This window comes from [Scytonema hofmanni] UTEX 2349, from assembly GCF_000582685.1.
Taxonomy (GTDB): Bacteria; Cyanobacteriota; Cyanobacteriia; order Cyanobacteriales; family Nostocaceae; genus Hassallia; species Hassallia hofmanni.
The window spans coordinates 874,496-892,283 of record NZ_KK073769.1 but is presented as its reverse complement, the minus strand read 5'-3'; the positions used below and the strand labels follow the sequence as shown (position 1 = coordinate 892,283).

General features: G+C 41.0%; 13 protein-coding genes. 7 read left to right on the top strand and 6 right to left on the bottom strand.

Going from position 1 to position 17,788, the window contains the following annotated elements:
- Window positions 1–560: 560 nt before the first annotated feature.
- A complete protein-coding gene (locus tag TOL9009_RS0134215; RefSeq protein WP_029637844.1) occupies window positions 561–1,667 on the bottom strand; it encodes a precorrin-8X methylmutase in 1,107 nt (368 codons plus the stop codon).
- Window positions 1,667–1,855 carry a hypothetical protein gene (locus tag TOL9009_RS0134210; protein ID WP_029637843.1) on the bottom strand — a complete coding sequence of 63 codons (189 nt, stop codon included), beginning with the start codon at window positions 1,853–1,855 and terminating at the stop codon, window positions 1,667–1,669. The genes TOL9009_RS0134215 and TOL9009_RS0134210 overlap by 1 nt, the downstream gene beginning before the upstream one ends.
- A 612-nt stretch (window positions 1,856–2,467) precedes the next feature.
- Between TOL9009_RS0134210 and TOL9009_RS0134200 the strand changes: the two genes are divergently transcribed.
- On the top strand, window positions 2,468–4,474 hold the full coding sequence (locus tag TOL9009_RS0134200) for a heavy metal translocating P-type ATPase (RefSeq protein ID WP_029637842.1): 2,007 nt from the start codon (window positions 2,468–2,470) through the stop codon (window positions 4,472–4,474).
- A 134-nt stretch (window positions 4,475–4,608) separates the two neighbouring features.
- On the opposite strand, the gene TOL9009_RS0134195 is transcribed toward TOL9009_RS0134200, so the two are convergent.
- Entirely contained in the window at window positions 4,609–5,784 is a 1,176-nt protein-coding gene (locus tag TOL9009_RS0134195; RefSeq protein ID WP_029637841.1) for a phosphoserine transaminase, read from the bottom strand.
- Window positions 5,785–6,076: 292 nt separating this feature from the next.
- Here TOL9009_RS0134195 and TOL9009_RS0134190 point away from each other — a divergent pair, with 292 nt between their 5' ends.
- The gene (locus TOL9009_RS0134190; RefSeq protein ID WP_029637840.1) at window positions 6,077–6,622 is read left to right on the top strand and encodes a universal stress protein; all 546 of its coding nucleotides are present in this window, start codon (window positions 6,077–6,079) and stop codon (window positions 6,620–6,622) included.
- 501 nt (window positions 6,623–7,123) lie between these two features.
- On the opposite strand, the gene TOL9009_RS0134185 is transcribed toward TOL9009_RS0134190, so the two are convergent.
- Entirely contained in the window at window positions 7,124–9,109 is a 1,986-nt protein-coding gene (locus TOL9009_RS0134185; protein WP_029637839.1) for a zinc metalloprotease HtpX, read from the bottom strand.
- Window positions 9,110–9,375: 266 nt separating this feature from the next.
- A complete protein-coding gene (locus tag TOL9009_RS0134180; protein WP_029637838.1) occupies window positions 9,376–9,840 on the bottom strand; it encodes a peptidoglycan-binding domain-containing protein in 465 nt (154 codons plus the stop codon).
- Window positions 9,841–10,272: 432 nt separating this feature from the next.
- Between TOL9009_RS0134180 and TOL9009_RS0134175 the strand changes: the two genes are divergently transcribed.
- The gene (locus tag TOL9009_RS0134175) at window positions 10,273–11,583 is read left to right on the top strand and encodes a glutamate-5-semialdehyde dehydrogenase (RefSeq protein ID WP_029637837.1); all 1,311 of its coding nucleotides are present in this window, start codon (window positions 10,273–10,275) and stop codon (window positions 11,581–11,583) included.
- Window positions 11,584–11,830: 247 nt separating this feature from the next.
- A complete protein-coding gene (locus TOL9009_RS0134170) occupies window positions 11,831–12,388 on the top strand; it encodes an EF-hand domain-containing protein (RefSeq protein WP_029637836.1) in 558 nt (185 codons plus the stop codon).
- A gap of 247 nt (window positions 12,389–12,635) precedes the next feature.
- Here TOL9009_RS0134170 and TOL9009_RS0134165 read toward each other — a convergent pair whose 3' ends face one another.
- The gene (locus TOL9009_RS0134165) at window positions 12,636–14,051 is read right to left on the bottom strand and encodes an isochorismate synthase (protein ID WP_029637835.1); all 1,416 of its coding nucleotides are present in this window, start codon (window positions 14,049–14,051) and stop codon (window positions 12,636–12,638) included.
- A gap of 247 nt (window positions 14,052–14,298) precedes the next feature.
- Here TOL9009_RS0134165 and menA point away from each other — a divergent pair, with 247 nt between their 5' ends.
- The 3 genes from menA (at window position 14,299) to TOL9009_RS0134150 (ending at window position 17,718) form a co-directional block, all read left to right on the top strand.
- Window positions 14,299–15,195 (top strand): 2-carboxy-1,4-naphthoquinone phytyltransferase, encoded by an 897-nt coding sequence (gene menA / locus TOL9009_RS0134160; RefSeq protein ID WP_029637834.1) that lies wholly within the window; start codon window positions 14,299–14,301, stop codon window positions 15,193–15,195.
- 106 nt (window positions 15,196–15,301) lie between these two features.
- Complete coding sequence (locus tag TOL9009_RS0134155; protein ID WP_029637833.1) at window positions 15,302–16,321, top strand: o-succinylbenzoate synthase; 1,020 nt, start codon at window positions 15,302–15,304, stop codon at window positions 16,319–16,321.
- On the top strand, window positions 16,309–17,718 hold the full coding sequence (locus TOL9009_RS0134150) for a 2-succinylbenzoate--CoA ligase (RefSeq protein WP_029637832.1): 1,410 nt from the start codon (window positions 16,309–16,311) through the stop codon (window positions 17,716–17,718). The genes TOL9009_RS0134155 and TOL9009_RS0134150 overlap by 13 nt, the downstream gene beginning before the upstream one ends.
- The last annotated feature ends 70 nt before the right edge of the window (window positions 17,719–17,788 follow it).

Genomic DNA, 17,788 nt, shown 5'->3' with positions numbered 1-17,788 from the left:
TGCCATCTATCTCAGAACTTTTTCTATATATTAGTATTCAACTATACTTTATCTTTACTCTATATTGCGTGGAAGCCATGTTGATTGTATGTTTATTTGAGGTCTTTCACATCACCTCCGTTGAATTAACACTCATAAAAGCATACCGACTGCATGAAGGCAGAAGGCAGAAGGAAAGAAATCTTCTTTATCTTGACAGACTACTACCTTCGTAGAGACATCCCACTGGAACGTCTAAACAATTGTAAGTAATTTACCCGATATAATATCACATCACTTTATTGCTGTTGCGTTACACGAGAGTATGGCATCGTCCTTTATGCTTTGATGTGTTACGAACTCTGTAACGCATCCGACAAATATCTAATTTGGTTCAAAAATCAAACCGAATTCTTATAGCAGATTGCGTTTTTAATGAATACACGTAGAGACGTTCCGGCGGAACGTCTTTACAGAGTTTTGGGTTTTATGCATGTACCTCAATTACCTAAAATATGCTGTATATATAATGTCGTCAAATCATAATAATCGAGTCATAAAATAATTTATTAACAAAAATTTTAACTTAAATAACAGTGGCAATCAGGTTTGTCTAACAGCGATTCAACTAAAGCATTGAGCGCAGTAGCTGCTAACAATCCACCACCCAAAGTGCCTTCAATTGTGATAAAAGGCACAGATGTTTGCATTAATTGTCGCTTTGCTGCGGGTGCATGACTAAAACCAATCGGCATTGCAATCACTAGCGCAGGCTGAATTTGTTGATTTTGAATAGCTTCACAAACTTCTAAAAGTACTGAGGGAGCATAACCAATAACTAGCACACAACCTTTAGTTAGTTGCAGTAAATTTTCTCGCCATTCTTGATGTTGCCAAAAAGCAATTTCGGCTTCTTTAGCGGTTGTGACGTGGGGATTGTCAATTAAAGTTGCAATTTTACATCCCAAGTGAGCTAATCGAGTATTATCTAAAGCTGCTGCCACTGATAAAGTATCGACAACAACCTGACAACCTGATTTTAGAGCTTCACGAGTGGAGGCGATCGCTTTATTCCCCAACCTCAAAAACGAAACTAAACTAACGTCCCCACAAGCCAAAACCATCTGCGAAATTAAATGTTGTTCAATTTCCGAACGGTCAGATAAATCAGGCAGCAACCATTGTAAAGATTCTTGAAAGACTTCTGGATGAGTATGAACTTCTCCATCCAATTTATCCCACAGATTGTTTAATTCTCCAACCCCTGCTTGAGTTTCGACTTCTAATAACTTGAGTTGAGAAAAAACTTCCGCTTGCATGATTTGACAATCTCGATCTCGTCCCAACAATCCTTCTAAAGCTGATGCAGTTTGCCGCAGTTGAGAAATTTGCTGCATAACTGTTCGATATTGCTGCTGAAGTTGCGACATCAGAGTAATGCTAGTATCCGCTTCCGGTTCCACCTTCAAAATTTGCCGGATGTGGTTTAACTGAAATCCCTGCTGCTTCAGGGCAACAATCCGTTGCAACCGACTGACATCTTTTTCGGTGTAAAGGCGATAATTACTTTGGCTTCGCTCTGGTTGCGGCAATAATCCCAATTGATGATAGTGTCGCACCATGCGCGGAGTAATTCCCCCACCAACTGCATCAGTAAATTCTTTAATAGTTAAGCAACCAGGGTTTATCATAACACATCTATTGATATAATTTGGGCGATTAGATCAGTTTGTACGATCGCTTTAAAAAAGATGAAAAGACTTACAAGTTTAGTTTTAGCTACTTTATTGTGGTTCGGCACTGTGTCTTTAGCTTCTGCTGCCCCAACTTCTACTTCTACCCAGACGCCTACTTCTACCCAAGCTCCTACCCCCACTCCTACTTCTTCTACCCAAGCTCCTACCCCGGCTAATGTTATCTCTGCCCCAACGTATTGTGAACCAGGCTACAAATTATACAATGGTAAGTGCCGGAGGGTATTCAACTAGGGAATATCTCCCCCTGAACTCTCCCTTGATGTCTACCGTGTACACACAAGCGATGCAAGCCCGTGCATTAACATAACGAGGCTCTGCATTAACATAACGAGGCTCTGCATTAACATAACGAGGCTCTGCATTAACATAACGAGGCTCTGCATTAACATAACGAGGCTCTGCATTAACATAACGAGGCTCTGCATTAACATAACGAGGCTCTGCATTAACATAACGAGGCTCTGCATTAACATAACGAGGCTCTGCATTAACATAACGAGGCTCTGCATTAACATAACGAGGCTCTGCATTAACATAACAGAGGCTCTGCATTAACATAACGAGGCTCTGCATTAACATAACGAGGCTCTGCATTAACATAACGAGGCTCTGCATTAACATAACGAGGCTCTGCATTCACAATGCAAGCCATATCGCAAATCCTCAGCACTATTGACATTAACACTAATGTCAAGGTTTAGGGTGAGAGAGTATGTGTTGATTCAACTTTCATGCTCTACCCAGAACGCTTAACTCAATTCACCAAAGAACATTCAGATACCGTAGCCGCGATCGCTTGTGGTCTATTATTACTTGTTGGTGCGATCGCCTTACATCTCAATTTTTTAGGATTGGCATTGCTGCTACTCCCCGCAGCTTATGTGATTGGTGGCTACGAAAGTGCGCGGGAGGGATTAACTACACTTTTTAAAGAAAAAGAACTCGATGTAGATTTACTCATGATTGTGGCGGCTGTGGGCGCTGCTAGTTTAGGTTTATGGCAACGGGAATACCACCTAATTGTTGATGGGGCAATTTTGATTCTCATCTTTGCCATAAGTGGCACCCTCGAAGGTTACGCAATGCGACACACTGAGCGGAGTATCCGCAGTTTGATGAGTTTGACACCAGATATCGCAATGGTTTTGCGTCAGGGAAGGGAAGAAGAAGTTTTGATTTCCCAGTTAAAGGTAGGGGATGAAATTGTCGTGAAACCGGGAGAGTTAATTCCTACCGATGCAGTGATTTTATCAGGTTACAGCAGCATCAATCAAGCTGCGATTACCGGGGAATCTTTACCTGTAGAAAAGACGGTGGGTGAGGAAGTGTTTGCAGGTACACTTAATGGTTATGGTGCGCTGAAGTTGAAGGTGCATCAACCACCGGAAAGTAGTTTGATTCAACGTGTGATTAAATTAGTAGAGCAAGCGCAAACAGAAGAACCACCTTCCCAACAGTTTATTGAGAGATTTGAACGAGGTTATGCACGCTTCATTGTGATTGCTGGGGTGTTGCTAGCTACTTTACCACCGTTTCTTTTAGGTTGGGATTGGGAAACAACGATTTATCGAGCGCTGACTTTTTTGGTGGTAGCTTCTCCTTGTGCATTGATGGCAGCAATAATGCCAACGCTGTTGTCGGGAATTGCAAATGGTGCAAAACAGGGGATTTTGTTTAAAAATGGTAGTCAATTAGAAATGATGGGGAAAGTGAGAGCGATCGCTTTCGATAAAACTGGTACTCTAACTACAGGAATTGTCGAAGTATTTCAAGTTATTCCTGCTGGTAATTATTCGCAAGCTGATGTATTGAAAGTTGCCGCAACCGTAGAATCAGTTTCCGAACATGCGATCGGTAAAGCGATTGTCAAAGCCGCTGCTGATTTAAATTGGGTGAGTGCCGTTGAAGTGCAAGCTATTCCCGGACAGGGAATTGTCGGTATCAACCAAGACCAAAAGGTAATTGTCGGGAATGCTGCTTTTGTGCAGAAGCATGTCATAAGTTTACCGGAAGAGTTGCAAAAATCTGCTTCTGTGTTGGAGCAACAAGGTAAGACAGTCGTTTGGGTAGCGCAGGGGGGATGGGGAGATGGGGGGATGGGGGGACAAGGAGATGGGGGGAAAGAATTATTCTCCTTGTCCCCTTATCACCTTGTCCCCTTGTCCCCTTGTCCTGCATTTGACGTGATAGGATTAATAGCGATCGCCGACGAATTGAGATCAGAAGCTGCTGCAACCATCGCTCGCTTAAAGGCTTTGGGAGTTGAACAAATCGTTATGTTAACTGGCGATAATCAGCGCACTGCTGATAGTGTGGCGCAAGCTGTGGGTATAAATCAAGTATATGCAGAACTTTTGCCAGAGGATAAATTGGATGTAATCCGACGTTTGCAAAAGCAGTATAAAACAGTGGCAATGGTGGGTGATGGTATTAATGATGCACCAGCATTAGCTCAGGCATCTGTAGGTATTGCGATGGGAGTTGCGGGAAGTGATGTAGTATTGGAAACCGCAGATATTGTATTGATGGCAGACCGACTGGAGAAGCTTGCAGTGGCGATCGCTTTGGGGAGGCGATCGCATGGCATAATTAAGCAGAATATAACAGTTGCTCTATCTTTTATTATTCTGCTTTTGGTAGGTAATTTTCTCGGTAATGTTAACTTACCCCTTGGTGTAATTGGACACGAAGGTTCTACAGTATTGGTTACTCTGAGTGGTTTGAGGTTGTTGAAATAGGGATTGGAGTAATGGGCATCGGGCATTGGGCATGGAAAGAAGAGTCAGATTTTTAATCACAAATTGAGCGTATTAAATAACCTTTTACTCAATTCTCTTGCCCTATGCCCATTGCCCATTACTCCATGCCCAAATTACACTGCTTTCTCAAGTTCGGCTTTGACGGTAGCGTATCCCCAATCCAACCAGGGAAGCAAAGCTTCAATGTCTGCGGTTTCGACTGTGGCACCACCCCAAATCCGCAATCCGGGAGGTGCGGAGCGATAGGAAGCGATATCAAAAGCTACTTCTTGCTTTTCTAAAAGTTTCGCTAATTTCTTCGCGCATTTTGCTTGTTCTTCTGGAGTTAAGCCGGTAAACCAGGAATCCACTATCTTCAGACAAATTGAGGTACAAGAGCGATTTTCTACCTTTTCTGCTAAGAAACCTGCCCAAGAACTTTGTTCAACCCATTTAGCGATCGCTTGCAAATTTGCTTCACTGCGGCTAATTAAACCAGGAAGTCCACCAATGCTCTCAGCCCATTTCAACCCATCCAGGGCATCTTCGACACACAACATCGATGGTGTGTTGATGGTGTCACCTTTGAAAATGCCTTCAATTAGTTTACCTTTTTGTGTCAGGCGAAATAACTTAGGTATTGCGCGTTCAGGATTATAACTTTCTAAACGTTCCACTGCACGGGGAGAAAGGACAATTACTCCATGTTGAGCTTCTCCTCCCAATACTTTTTGCCAGGAGTAAGTCACTACATCGAGCTTTTCCCAAGGTACTTCCATTGCGAAAACCGCAGAAGTCGCATCACAAATTGTCAATCCGGAGCGATCGCTTTTAATCCAATCACCATTTTCTACCCTGACACCAGAGGTGGTACCATTCCACAAAAACACAATATCTTTTTGAAAGTCAACTTCGTTTAAGTCTGGTAATTTACCATAATCTGCTTTCAAATGACGAGTTTCTGGCAATTTCAACTCATCTAAAACATCTTTAACCCATTCCTGCCCGAAGCTTTCCCATGCTAAAATATCTACGGGAAGTTTTCCCAAGAGCGACCATAACGCCATTTCCACAGCGCCTGTATCCGAAGCCGGAACGATACCCAAGCGATAATCTGCGGGAACACCGAGGATTTTTTTAGAACGCTCAATCACTTCTGCTAATTTGGCTTTACCAGCTTCAGAGCGATGAGAGCGACCTACACAGGCTTTTTCAAGTTGGGAAACAGACCAACCCGGTCGTTTCGCACAAGGTCCAGAGGAGAAATGAGCAACGTTTGGCTTGATTGTAGGTGGAGTGAGCTCTGACATAAAGCTATTTTTGCTTTCCGTGTGGCATGAGAAAGTACTGATGTATATAGTACTAGGTTTTGAGCTTTCATCAACGCGCGATCGCACCACAAGAAAGTTCAAGAGTCTGACAGTTTCTCATCTCCCCCTTGTCGCCTTGTCCCCTTGTCGCCTTGTCGCCTTGTCCCCCTTTCCTCACAAGATCCTCAAATTGTTTGTCTATAACATAAGTATAAGAGGAAAGACATGCTGTCCGGGCGATCGCCTGCCCCCTCTAATAAATGATAACTATTGCTAAAAAAACGGTGTCTATATGTTTATTAACAAAATTCTCGTTGCATTAGATCGCTCTGAATTGAGCAAGCAGATTTTTGAACAAGCGTTGGCTTTAGCGAAGGTTACACAAGCTAGCTTAATGCTGTTACACGTTCTTTCTACTGAAGAAGAAGGCAGTCCATATGTGCCTATTGTATACTCCGGATACTCTGGTTTGAACTACTATTCAGCAGTGCAGAGTCAAACCTTGGAAGTTTACCAAGAGCAATGGAACGCTTTTAAACACCAAAGTCTAGAGATGTTAAAATCTTATTATGCCCAAGCAGACATAGCAGGTGTCACTACTGAATTTAGCCAAAATTCTGGCAATCCTGGTCGCTGCATTTGTGATGTCAGCCGTAGTTGGGGTGCTGACTTAATTATTATGGGGCGTCGGGGTAACACTGGTTTAAAAGAACTATTTTTAGGCAGCGTCAGTAACTATGTTCTTCACCATGCACCTTGTTCAGTCCATATTGTGCATCTTCCAATCGTTGCGAAAAAAACTGAAGATGCACAACAAACAGAAAGCGTCTCAATTTGAAAATAAATGTAGAGACGTAGCAGTGCTACGTCTCTTGGCTTTGTGATAACGCATAGTTAATTTACCTGAGATGATATAACACCAAGCATATTGCAATCTAACCCACACAATAAAAGGAGGCAGTTACTCACCACCCAATACGTTTCGGATAAGACTCGATCCCCCCAACCCCCCTTTTTAAGGCAGGCTAAGAATAGCTCTATTTCCCCCTTTTTAAGGCTACGGTGTATACACAACTCATCAAATTACCCAAAATCTTAAAAACCTCACCCTGTCCGTTCCGGACATCCCTCTCCTTAACAAGGAGAGGGAAAGATTTTAGCGTAGCTAAAAGCGAGGGTGAGGTTTTTGCGATTTGTGTGTACACCGTAGCTTTTTAAGGGGGAGTAAGGGGGATCTTTAAGGACTATGCACCTTAACCGAACCGTATTGACTCACCACCTCCTTTGTAATTACAGCTTGGATAAATTAGAAATGCTCTGACAGCAAGCTAAAATTTAGCTATCTGCCGGTCATAAACAATGTAATGACCACTCCTAAGATAATCGATCCGCCACCGAAGACGAATGACCAAAAGCGATGGTAACTGTTGACAATGGTGCCGCTTTCACTGTTAAGTTGACTTAAATCCATCCACGGTGCCACACCTCGACGGAACCAACCTACCGCACCAACTGATTCACCAATCAAGCTTTCAACTCGTTTCATTCCAAACAAGAAGTTACCAATCGGACCAAAGCGCGAAGCATAATGCAAATAAAGCATTCCGCTACGGTCTTGGATTTTCAAGTCAGAACCAAATTTATAACCGGAATCACCACGACCAATTAGTCTACCTTCCAGTTTCGCAGGTCTTCCACGCAACGGACTAGCATAAGGATCTGACATCAAGGTGAGAACGTCAGTTTCTGGGGCTTGGCTGTAGCTAGGGAACATAATAAAGGCTTTGATTACCACTCCTACACCTAAGCCGATGAATGGTATACCCAGCATCAAACCTGGGTTTTGTGAACTTGACCAAAGAATAGCCCCAATAACTAAGCCGGCGACAAACCCAATGGTTTCAGCACCGTACAGGATAACATCTAAGAAGAAGCTGCCATAAAGCTTACTTTTATTCAGAGTTTTGCCTTCACCAATAACTCGTCCCATATCGAACTCAGTTGGTAAACCTAGCTGTTCTGCATAGGTGCTCAGAGCGCGGACTCGTTTTCCAGTCAGGGGATGAGTGGAATTTAACTCCATCCACCAACCCCACGGATTAAACATATCCCACAAAAAGACGCGACCGATTTTTTGCGGATCGGAAGCAATGCGGTAAGCGGTTCCGGTAGACGCAGCCGCTTTATGATCGTAAATACCCAAAGCGCGAGTACCTTCAATTAAGCGGCTGGGTTCTTTTGATCGCGAACCTTCTTCTAAAATGCCGTAGGCTATTTTCACTAAAGCGCGGGAAAGTCCGTTGGGGTTGCCGGTGGTTTCTGCGGCAAAGTGGTCAGCAAAGTATTCTCGTGTGCGGGAGAGGTACAGTACTAAATATGTACCGATAAAGTAAAACACATATGCCGCTAGAGCAGCAGTTTGTGCCGCATCTTTGATTTTACTATCACCGCCCCCACGCCCAAGGTTTCTAGCTGTGATGTAAATCAAATAGCAAATTTGCACTAGGGTGGAAGCTACTGTCATTACCGCAAAGTCCCAGTGGACGATGTGTCCTAATTCGTGGGCGTAGACGGTAGCAATTTCATCATCATCTAAATAGGTGAAAAGTCCGTGACTAACTACTAAGCGAGCGCTATTGGGTAATGATCCGTAAGTAAAAGCCGTGGGGTTTTCGTCGTCAATGATTCCCAAACGGGGAATTTTTAATTTTTTCTGCTGACAAACGCGACGAATTACTCTGGCTGTTTCTGGACTGAGATTTTCAACTTCTGCCAAGTCTACCCAACGAGTATGGTAGAGCCAATTTTGGGTTAAGTCCATCAAAAAGGGAGACAGAAAGAAGGCAGCGAGGTTGAAAATAACAGCGATCGCTAGAGCGATCGCTAGTCCATTTACAGGTGCATCGCTGTTGACAATGAATACCAGGGCTAAACCTAAAACGAACACCATGCCAAACAGCAAGGTGAGGGTGACACCAGATGCTAGTGCTAAACTACCACCGACACCCTTCATCGCTAAGTTAACACCAGATGTAGGAGCGCGATCGCTGCGAGATGGCGTTTTTAAAGGCTGAGGTAAAGTAGGGTAAGCTTTTTCTGCCCAAGCGCGTATCTCTAAATTATCGCTGCTCATTAACTGCTGACACAGTTCCCTAGCTTTTTCAATTTTTCCAGTGGCTTGATACGCTTTCAACAGCCACATCTGCGCGTTTAAATAGCCTGGAGAAATTTCATCAACACAATTTCGACTGAATTCTTCTAGTAATTCGATCGCTTCTTGATAACGTCCGATTTTAAAGGCATCTATTCCAGATTGCAGTGACATAGTGTCTCCCTTTAGGAGGAGTAGTATTTATCTATCAATACTCAATAGATACAGCGATCGCCACCGCAATTACGGAAAAATTTTTCGACACATATGTAGATATGTGTTTTCACTATTTATATAAAGTTTCTTTAATTTTTATCTGTGAATCGCGTAAGTAGGGGAGGGGAGTGTTTTTATATCATGTCCGACAAATCACATATTGTAGAGACGTTTCGGTGAAACGTCTTGTAGAGACGTAGCATTGCTACGTCTCTTGTGACGGTTTAATGCGGAATTTTGCTTAACTCGAACCAAGTGCGATCTTCAACAATGCCATCATCAGGCAACTCAGTACGTCTTTGCAGGTGCTTCACCGCACGTTCTAGCTTAGAAGCAAATTCACCGTCGATCGCACCGTTATAATCTTTGGTAGACTTGAGAATATTCTGAACAATTATCACCAAGTCGCCTTTGCTGCCTTTCTTCAAAATTGGCATATCGACTGGCGCACCTTTAAACAAAGCTCTCCAAGCATTATCGTCAACAATACCATCTTCTTCGAGAAATACGCGATGTTGAAAGGCTATGACACCTTTTTTCGTCAGAGCACCAAATAAACCATCAATGGCACCTGCGTAAGTATTGTATTTTTTGAGAAGTTCTTGCAGTTCTTTGACTGCATCACCTGTGGAACCTTCTTTCAATACAGGTTTGTTGAGTTTAGCAGAAACATCGTTGGTAGATTCCATTATAATTCTCCAAAAAAAGTAAATGTTGGGGGAAAATCGAAAGTTAGAAAAGCGTATCAGGCACAAGCGAAACAAGGCTTATACTGTAACCTTGATCTATATTTTTAATAGGTGTGAGTGAAGTCCAATTATGCAATTAAAGGATTAATTCAAAAATCAATAATTGCGAAATGCTCTGACAGTAAGCAAAATCATAGTTATGCCACATTTATTTTTAGCGGCAAATGTCATAAATTTCACTGACCATTGAGAGACGTTCCGGTGGAACGTCTCTACGGGATTAGTATAGTCTAATAAAAGTGAAAACTGACGTAGGGAAATATGCGATGCGACAACACGCATCAAACACTACTCTAATAAACGATGTTTTTGATGCAGCTTCAAAATCGCCTAAGATTGATAAAATTGGGTAAATGCAAAAAGTTTTGTGGTATGAGTATTTCCCAAGTTGATACCTCGGATTTAATTACGATCGCTCAAAAAACCCGACTTGCTGCTAGTAAGTTAGGGATTCTCTCTAGCGAAGTGAAGAATCAAGCGATTGAAGCGATCGCTATTGCTTTAGAATCGGCGAAAGATGAAATTTTACAAGCGAATATTACAGATTGTGAAGCGGCAGCTACTGAAGGAATTGCCAAACCGCTTTACAAGCGCTTGCAGTTGGATGAACATAAGTTAAGAGATGCGATCGCTGGGGTACGAGATGTAGGTAAACTAGACGATCCAGTTGGTGCGGTGCAGATTCATCGCGAAATTGATACGAACTTAATTCTCAAGCGAATTACTTGTCCTTTAGGCGTTTTGGGTGTTATTTTTGAAGCGCGTCCAGAAGCAGCAATTCAAATTGCTTCTTTAGCTATTAAGTCGGGAAATGGTGTTATTCTCAAAGGTGGAAAAGAAGCGATTCGTTCTTGCGAAGCGATAGTTAAAGCAATTAAACAAGGTTTATCCCAAACTGCTGTTAACCCGGATGCGGTGCAGTTGCTGACAACGAGAGAAGAAACTTTAGAACTTTTGAAGTTAGATAAATATGTAGATTTAATTATTCCTAGAGGTTCTAATTCTTTTGTGCGATTTGTCCAGGAAAATACCCGCATTTCTGTATTAGGTCACGCGGATGGAATTTGTCATCTTTATATAGATAAAGTTGCTGATATTGCCAAAGCTGTGACGATTACAATTGATTCTAAAATTCAATATCCGGCTGCTTGCAATGCCATTGAAACCTTGTTAATTCACTCGGATATTGCGACAACATTTTTACCAAAAGTTGCTGATGCGTTACAAAAAGTTAATGTGGAATTAAGAGGAGATGAACGCAGCCGGGAAATTTTGCCTGATATTGTAGCGGCAACAGAAGAAGACTGGGAAACAGAATACAGTGATTTGATTTTGTCAATTAAGATTGTTGATTCTTTAGGAGATGCGATCGCACATATTAACGATTATGGTTCTCGTCATACCGAAGCGATTATTACTGAAGATGTAGAAGCAGCAAAAAGTTTCTTAGCGCTAGTAAATGCAGCTGGAGTTTACCACAACTGTTCTACTCGCTTTGCTGATGGTTTCCGCTATGGTTTCGGTGCAGAAGTGGGAATTAGTACTCAACAAATGCCACCTCGGGGTCCCGTCGGTTTAGAAGGTTTGATAACATACAAATATCAAATGATTGGCGATGGTCATGTTGTAAATACTTACACTGGGAAGAATGCTAAATCTTTTACTCATAGAGATTTGAAATAGTAACCCAAGTTGCTAGTTAAGTAGTCGGACAAAATTAATTACACAAAAATTTGGTCTTAAATTGGTTTAGTTTCCAAGACTCAAAGCGATCGCTACGACGGGCTACACCTACGCTAAACTTGTGTCAATAAGCAGGCATTAATGCGACTATTTTAGAGTCGATTGAGAATAAAATCCTTTTTTTGACATGGTGTGTTTGCCCTGTAGAGGTATAATTCGATATGTAAAAATAGCAGGACTAATACAAATGTTAAGTCAACTATTGCAAAAAAAACACACTAAAAATTTTCAGGTATACGATTTAGATGGAAGTGGTTTTGTAGAACCAATTGATCTAGAACGTTGTGCTAGCAATCTTGCTAAACTGCGTAATTGGCAACCAGACTCATCAGAATTTCTAGACTTACAAGCAAAATATTCAGCAATATGGACGAATTTTTGGCAACCGGCTGATATTAATGGCGATGGTAAAGTTAGCTTAGAAGAATACTTGAAGGTGGTAGAGAATTCAATTAATAATTTTTCTAATTCAACAGAACTTCAAAACGCTCACACTGCTAAAGCTAATGTGATATTCGACATTTTGGATGCTAATAATAACGATCAAATTAGCAAGAGCGAATATAACCATTTTTTTGTAGCCATTGGTCTGACTGAAAAAGATGCTGAAACAGCTTTTGTGCATTTAGATAGCAACGCTGATGGACATATTTCACGCGATGAATATGTTCAAGCCTCCAAAGAGTTTCATATCAGTGAAGATGTCAATAGTTCTGGTAATTGGCTTTACGGTTCCTATGAATAATCAGTAGCTAGCTAAACTTTAAATGTAGGGTGTGTTAACGAAGTGTAACGCACCAGAATTGGTTAGACATAGGAGTGAAAATGAATGTAGAGACGTAGCACTACTACATCTAATCAAGGGTTTTGGGTAACGCATTATAAGCATAGCGGTCGATGTGCATTTACAAGGTGCGTTACTTCGTTAACGCACCCTACTATTGTAAAGACGTTCCGACGGAACGTCTCTACGACGATTGTGGCGTTTTTATTTAAACTAATGCTTTCAATAAAGCCTGAAGTTTAAGTTGAATTTCTGCTAGTTCTTTGTCGGGATCGGAACCGGCGACGATACCTGCACCTGCATAAAGTCTAGCGCGATCGCCATCAATCAGCGCCGAACGAATTCCGACAATAAACTCACAGTTACCCTCAGAATCAACCCAACCCAGTGGTGCCGCATACAAACCCCTCTCAAAGCTTTCATGACGAAGAATTTCTGCACAGGCAATATCTCTAGCTGCACCAGCAACGGCTGGTGTAGGATGCAATTGCGCGACTATTTTTAACGGGTGTACGTTAGTGGGAACTATAGCACTAATTGGTGTCCATAAATGCTGAATGTTAGATAATTGTCGCAGACGCGGTGATAACATTTGCGGTAATAAACCTAGTTCAGATAGGCGTTGCGTGATAAAATCAATTACTAGTGAATGTTCGTGCCTTTCTTTTTCGTTATTTAGCAAGCGATCGCCATTTGCTGCATCTTCAGCAGGTGTTTTACCTCTAGGTGCAGAACCTGCCAAAGCATCAGTAATTAATTGTTGTTGGTGAATACTAATTAACCGTTCTGGGCTTGCACCAATAAAGTTTTGTCCCTTACCATTACTTGTAGAAAATACATAACAATTAGGATGTAATTGTCGAAGATTGTTTAAAGATTGAACTAAATTAAATTTATGATTTGATTTGACATCTAGGACATCTGCTAAAACAACTTTACTCAAGTGATTAGAGCGGATTTTTGACAATACCGATAAAACTGAAAGTTTAAATTTATCAGGATTGGGTAGAGTTTTTTTACTGTATTTACGTCGAGAAAAATCAAGATTTATTGTACTTACTTCTAAAGATTGAATTTTCTCGACTTGTTCACAAAGGTTATGTAATACTTTTTCAATATTGACACTGGCATTGATGATTGTATTAGCAACTAATATACACCGTTCATTTTTCACAGCTACTTGCCAACGGGGTAGAAAAATGCTAGCCGCAGGAAATGGATAATCAAGTTGGGCATTTTTATCAAAAAAACTGAAGCAACAAAAAAAGTGAGCGCGAGAAAAAGGTAAATTTGTATTACCGAAATTAATTATATTTTTGAGACAATCTTTGATAAAATTTTCAGCTATAAGAAAACGCTCTTTGTCGGCGATTTCTAATTTGGCGATCGCATCGATGGCAGCGATCGCTTCTTTTTTGCCTCTATTCTCAAAGTAAAAATTTATTTCATTTGCTTGATTAAATTGTTGAAGTACTATCAAAGGATCAACATAGTCAATCTCCAGGGAAATACTGACAATCTGCCGACAATGATTTTGACGGCAATTCTCCTGAACCGCTAACAGAAATTCGTATAGGTCTTTGTTATATACTTTGAAGTTGGTGCGACATGGTGAAACTGTCATGGATCTAAATTTAGTAAACTTTTTTGAAGTTATCTTCCTAAAGTGCAATATTTCGTGGTCGTATTTTTACAGGTAACATATTCAGACGCTGTTTAACCAGCGTAGTGGCTAAGTGCAAATAACGATGTTGCAATACCATTTCAGGTCATGACTAGTTTAAGGCAAATCAGTCACAGAAAAAATAGCGATCGCTGCACATCTGACTTTTGTTCTGGTATAAGATTGAAACCATAATTGCTTACACAAGATGACTACAAAGCTGATTTCATATCCCAACAAAAAATTATGGATGGCGGCAATTAAACCGCCGATGTACAGCGTTGCGATTATGCCTATCTGGGTAGGAACTGCTGTAGCTTTTGCGGAAACCAAGATTTTTCATGGAGTAGTTTTTTCTACTTTTTTAGCATCTGCAATTTTAATTTTGGCGTGGGAAAATATCAGTAATGATGTCTTTGATTCCGAAACGGGGATTGATAAAAACAAACATCATTCTCTGGTAAATTTAACAGCAAATAAAGCATTAATATTTTGGTTAGGAAATTCTTGTTTGGGATTAGGTTTGCTGGGGATACTAGGAATAGCTTGGTGGCAGCAAGACCTAACTGTGATAGGGATAATTTTGTTGTGCTGTGCCTTAGGCTACATGTACCAAGGACCTCCCTTTCGTTTAGGATACCAGGGCTTAGGAGAAATTCTTTGCTTTTTCGCCTTTGGTCCATTAGCAGTGACGGCAGCATACTACAGTCAAACCCAAAGCTGGAACATGACAAGTTTAGCAGCTTCGGTGTTGGTGGGGATTGCCACGAGTTTAATTTTATTTTGTTCACACTTTCACCAAGTTAAGGATGACATAGCTGCCGGCAAGCGATCGCCTATTGTTCGTCTCGGTACTGCCAGAGGTGCCAAGGTTTTAACCTGGTTTACAGCAAGTATTTATCCCCTCAGCTTGGTGTTTGTACTGTTGGGGATGTTCCCCGTGTGGACATTACTGAGTTGGCTGAGTTTACCCTTTGCCCTCAAACTATGCAAACACGTTTTGCAAAATCATAACCAGCCAGAAAAAGTCAGCAACTGTAAATTCATCGCTGTTGCCGTGCATTTTTGGAGTTGCTTGCTGTTCGGTTTGGGTTTTATGCTTTAGTGGAATTTGAAGAGGGGGAAAGGGGAAGGGGGGAAAGGAAAAGAATTATTACCAATGCCCAATGCCCATTGCCCATTACCCATTACCCACCAACAACTTACAATTGATGCGCTATCAATTTGAGTTTCGTCCTTATCAACGGAGATTCATACGTCCCCTCGCTACGAGTCACGGTACTTGGGATATCCGCGAGGGTATTATTCTTTGCCTCAGAGATGAAACTAATATTGGCTGGGGAGAAATTGCCCCTATTAGCTGGTTTGATTCCGAAACCATAGAACAAGCTTTATCATTTTGTCGTCAGCTACCAACGGAAATTACTGAGGAGACGGTTTTCTCGATTCCAGATGAATTACCCGCTTGTCAATTTGGCTTTGAGTCTGCGCTTCGGGGACTAGGGAGTGGGGGAAAGAAGAATTATTCTCCTTGTCCCCTTGTCCCCCTGTCTCCTTGTCTCCCTGTCCTCCCCTCTCCCTCATCCCTCACCTACAGTGCTTTATTACCAGCAGGAGAGGCTGCTTTGGAACAATGGCAGACGTTATGGGAAGAGGGATATCGCACGTTTAAATGGAAAATTGGAGTGTATGCGATCGCCTGTGAACTGAAAATTTTTGAGTTACTCACTCAAGCTTTACCACCAGATGCAAAACTGCGATTAGATGCAAACGGGGGACTCAGCTATGAAGATGCAAATTTATGGCTGTGGACTTGTGATAATATTCAGGCAAATCAAAACCGAGTGTCAATTGAATTTATCGAACAACCGCTATCTGTAGATCAATTTCAAAGAATGTTGGAATTGTCTTATTTCCATCAAACAAAGATAGCTTTAGATGAATCTGTCGCCACACTCAAACAACTTGAATGCTGCTTCAAACAAGGTTGGCGAGACATTTTTGTAATTAAACCTGGGATAGTTGGTTCACCATCTCGTCTGCGTCAGTTTTGCCTTGATTGTAAAATTGATGCTGTATTTTCATCAGTATTTGAAACTGAAATTGGTAGACAAGCTGCACTTAAGTTAGCTGCGGAATTATCTCAACATCATCGCGCAGTTGGGTTTGGTGTTAACCATTTACTTGAACAAGAGAAGGATAATTGGCTTGAAAATCTATGGAAATTTTAGATTATATCAAAGGTCAAAATGATAATTGGCTTTTCAAAGGCGATCGCTTTGATTTTCAGCAATTATTTGAAAGCTTGTATTTAGAACTATCAGCATATAAAACACCACAAAAAATCCTTTTAGCTGAACGCGAACCTACGCGATTTTTAGCAGGCTTTCTTGCCGCTTGTGCAGCTAATTGCCCAGTTTTTCTTTGTAACCCCGACTGGGGAAAACAAGAATGGGAAGAAGTATTTAATTTAGTACAACCAAACCTCATTTTAGGAGATGGCAATTCGGGAGGATGGAACAGAATTGTTTCTGATTCTCAATTACCGATTTCCAATACAATTATGATTCCCACAGGTGGTTCATCGGGAAAGATTAAATTTGCCATCCATACTTGGGATACACTCATGGCATCTGTGAAAGGATTTACCGAATATTTTCAGTTAAATCAAGTTAATTCATTTTGTGTATTACCGTTATATCACGTCAGCGGTTTAATGCAATTTATGCGTTCCTTTACCACTGGTGGCAAACTCGCTATTTTTCCCTTTAAACAAATAGAATCAAATCAAATATCTGATATTGAACCATCGCAATTTTTTATATCTTTAGTTCCAACACAATTACAACGTCTTCTACAAAATCTAGATTTAACAACGTGGCTATCCCAATTTAAAACTGTACTTTTAGGAGGTGCCCCAGCTTGGAATGAACTTTTAGAAAAAGCGAGATTTTACCGTATTCGATTAGCACCTACTTACGGAATGACAGAAACCGCTTCGCAAATTGCCACAGTCAAACCCGACGATTTCCTTAAGGGTAAAAATAGCAGCGGTCAAATCCTCCCTCATGCCCAAATAACAATTTGTAATGAAAAAGGCGAGGTTTTGAATTCAAACCAAAAAGGAAATATTATTATAAAGTCTAAATCTCTAGCCCTTGGTTACTATCCAGAAATATGGAATAATCAAGATTATTTACAAGTTGATGATTTAGGCTTTATAGATAACGACGGTCATTTAAATATTCTTGGACGCAGCAGTAATAAAATCATTTCCGGTGGTGAAAACGTCTATCCAATCGAAATTGAATCAGCCATCAGAGCAACTCAAATGGTAAACGATGTTTGTGTAATTGGCATCCCAGATGAACAATGGGGACAAGCGATAACAGCCATTTATATTCCCAAAAAAGCAGAAATATCTAGCTTAGAAATTCAAAACATACTCAAAGAGCAACTTTGTAAATTCAAAATTCCTAAACACTGGATTTCCGTCCCAACATTACCTCGTAATACTCAAGGCAAAATCAACCAGCAACAGTTACAAGAAATAGCAAAAAATGTACTCCAAACCTCTTCCAAAGATGCACCGATTGCAGCGAAGATCATAATTTCCCCTGTTCAGTAAATACGATTTTTTAGACTCATTTTATTTCCTTTTGTAGTACTTTGATGCTGTTGTTGTGAACTATTTTTAT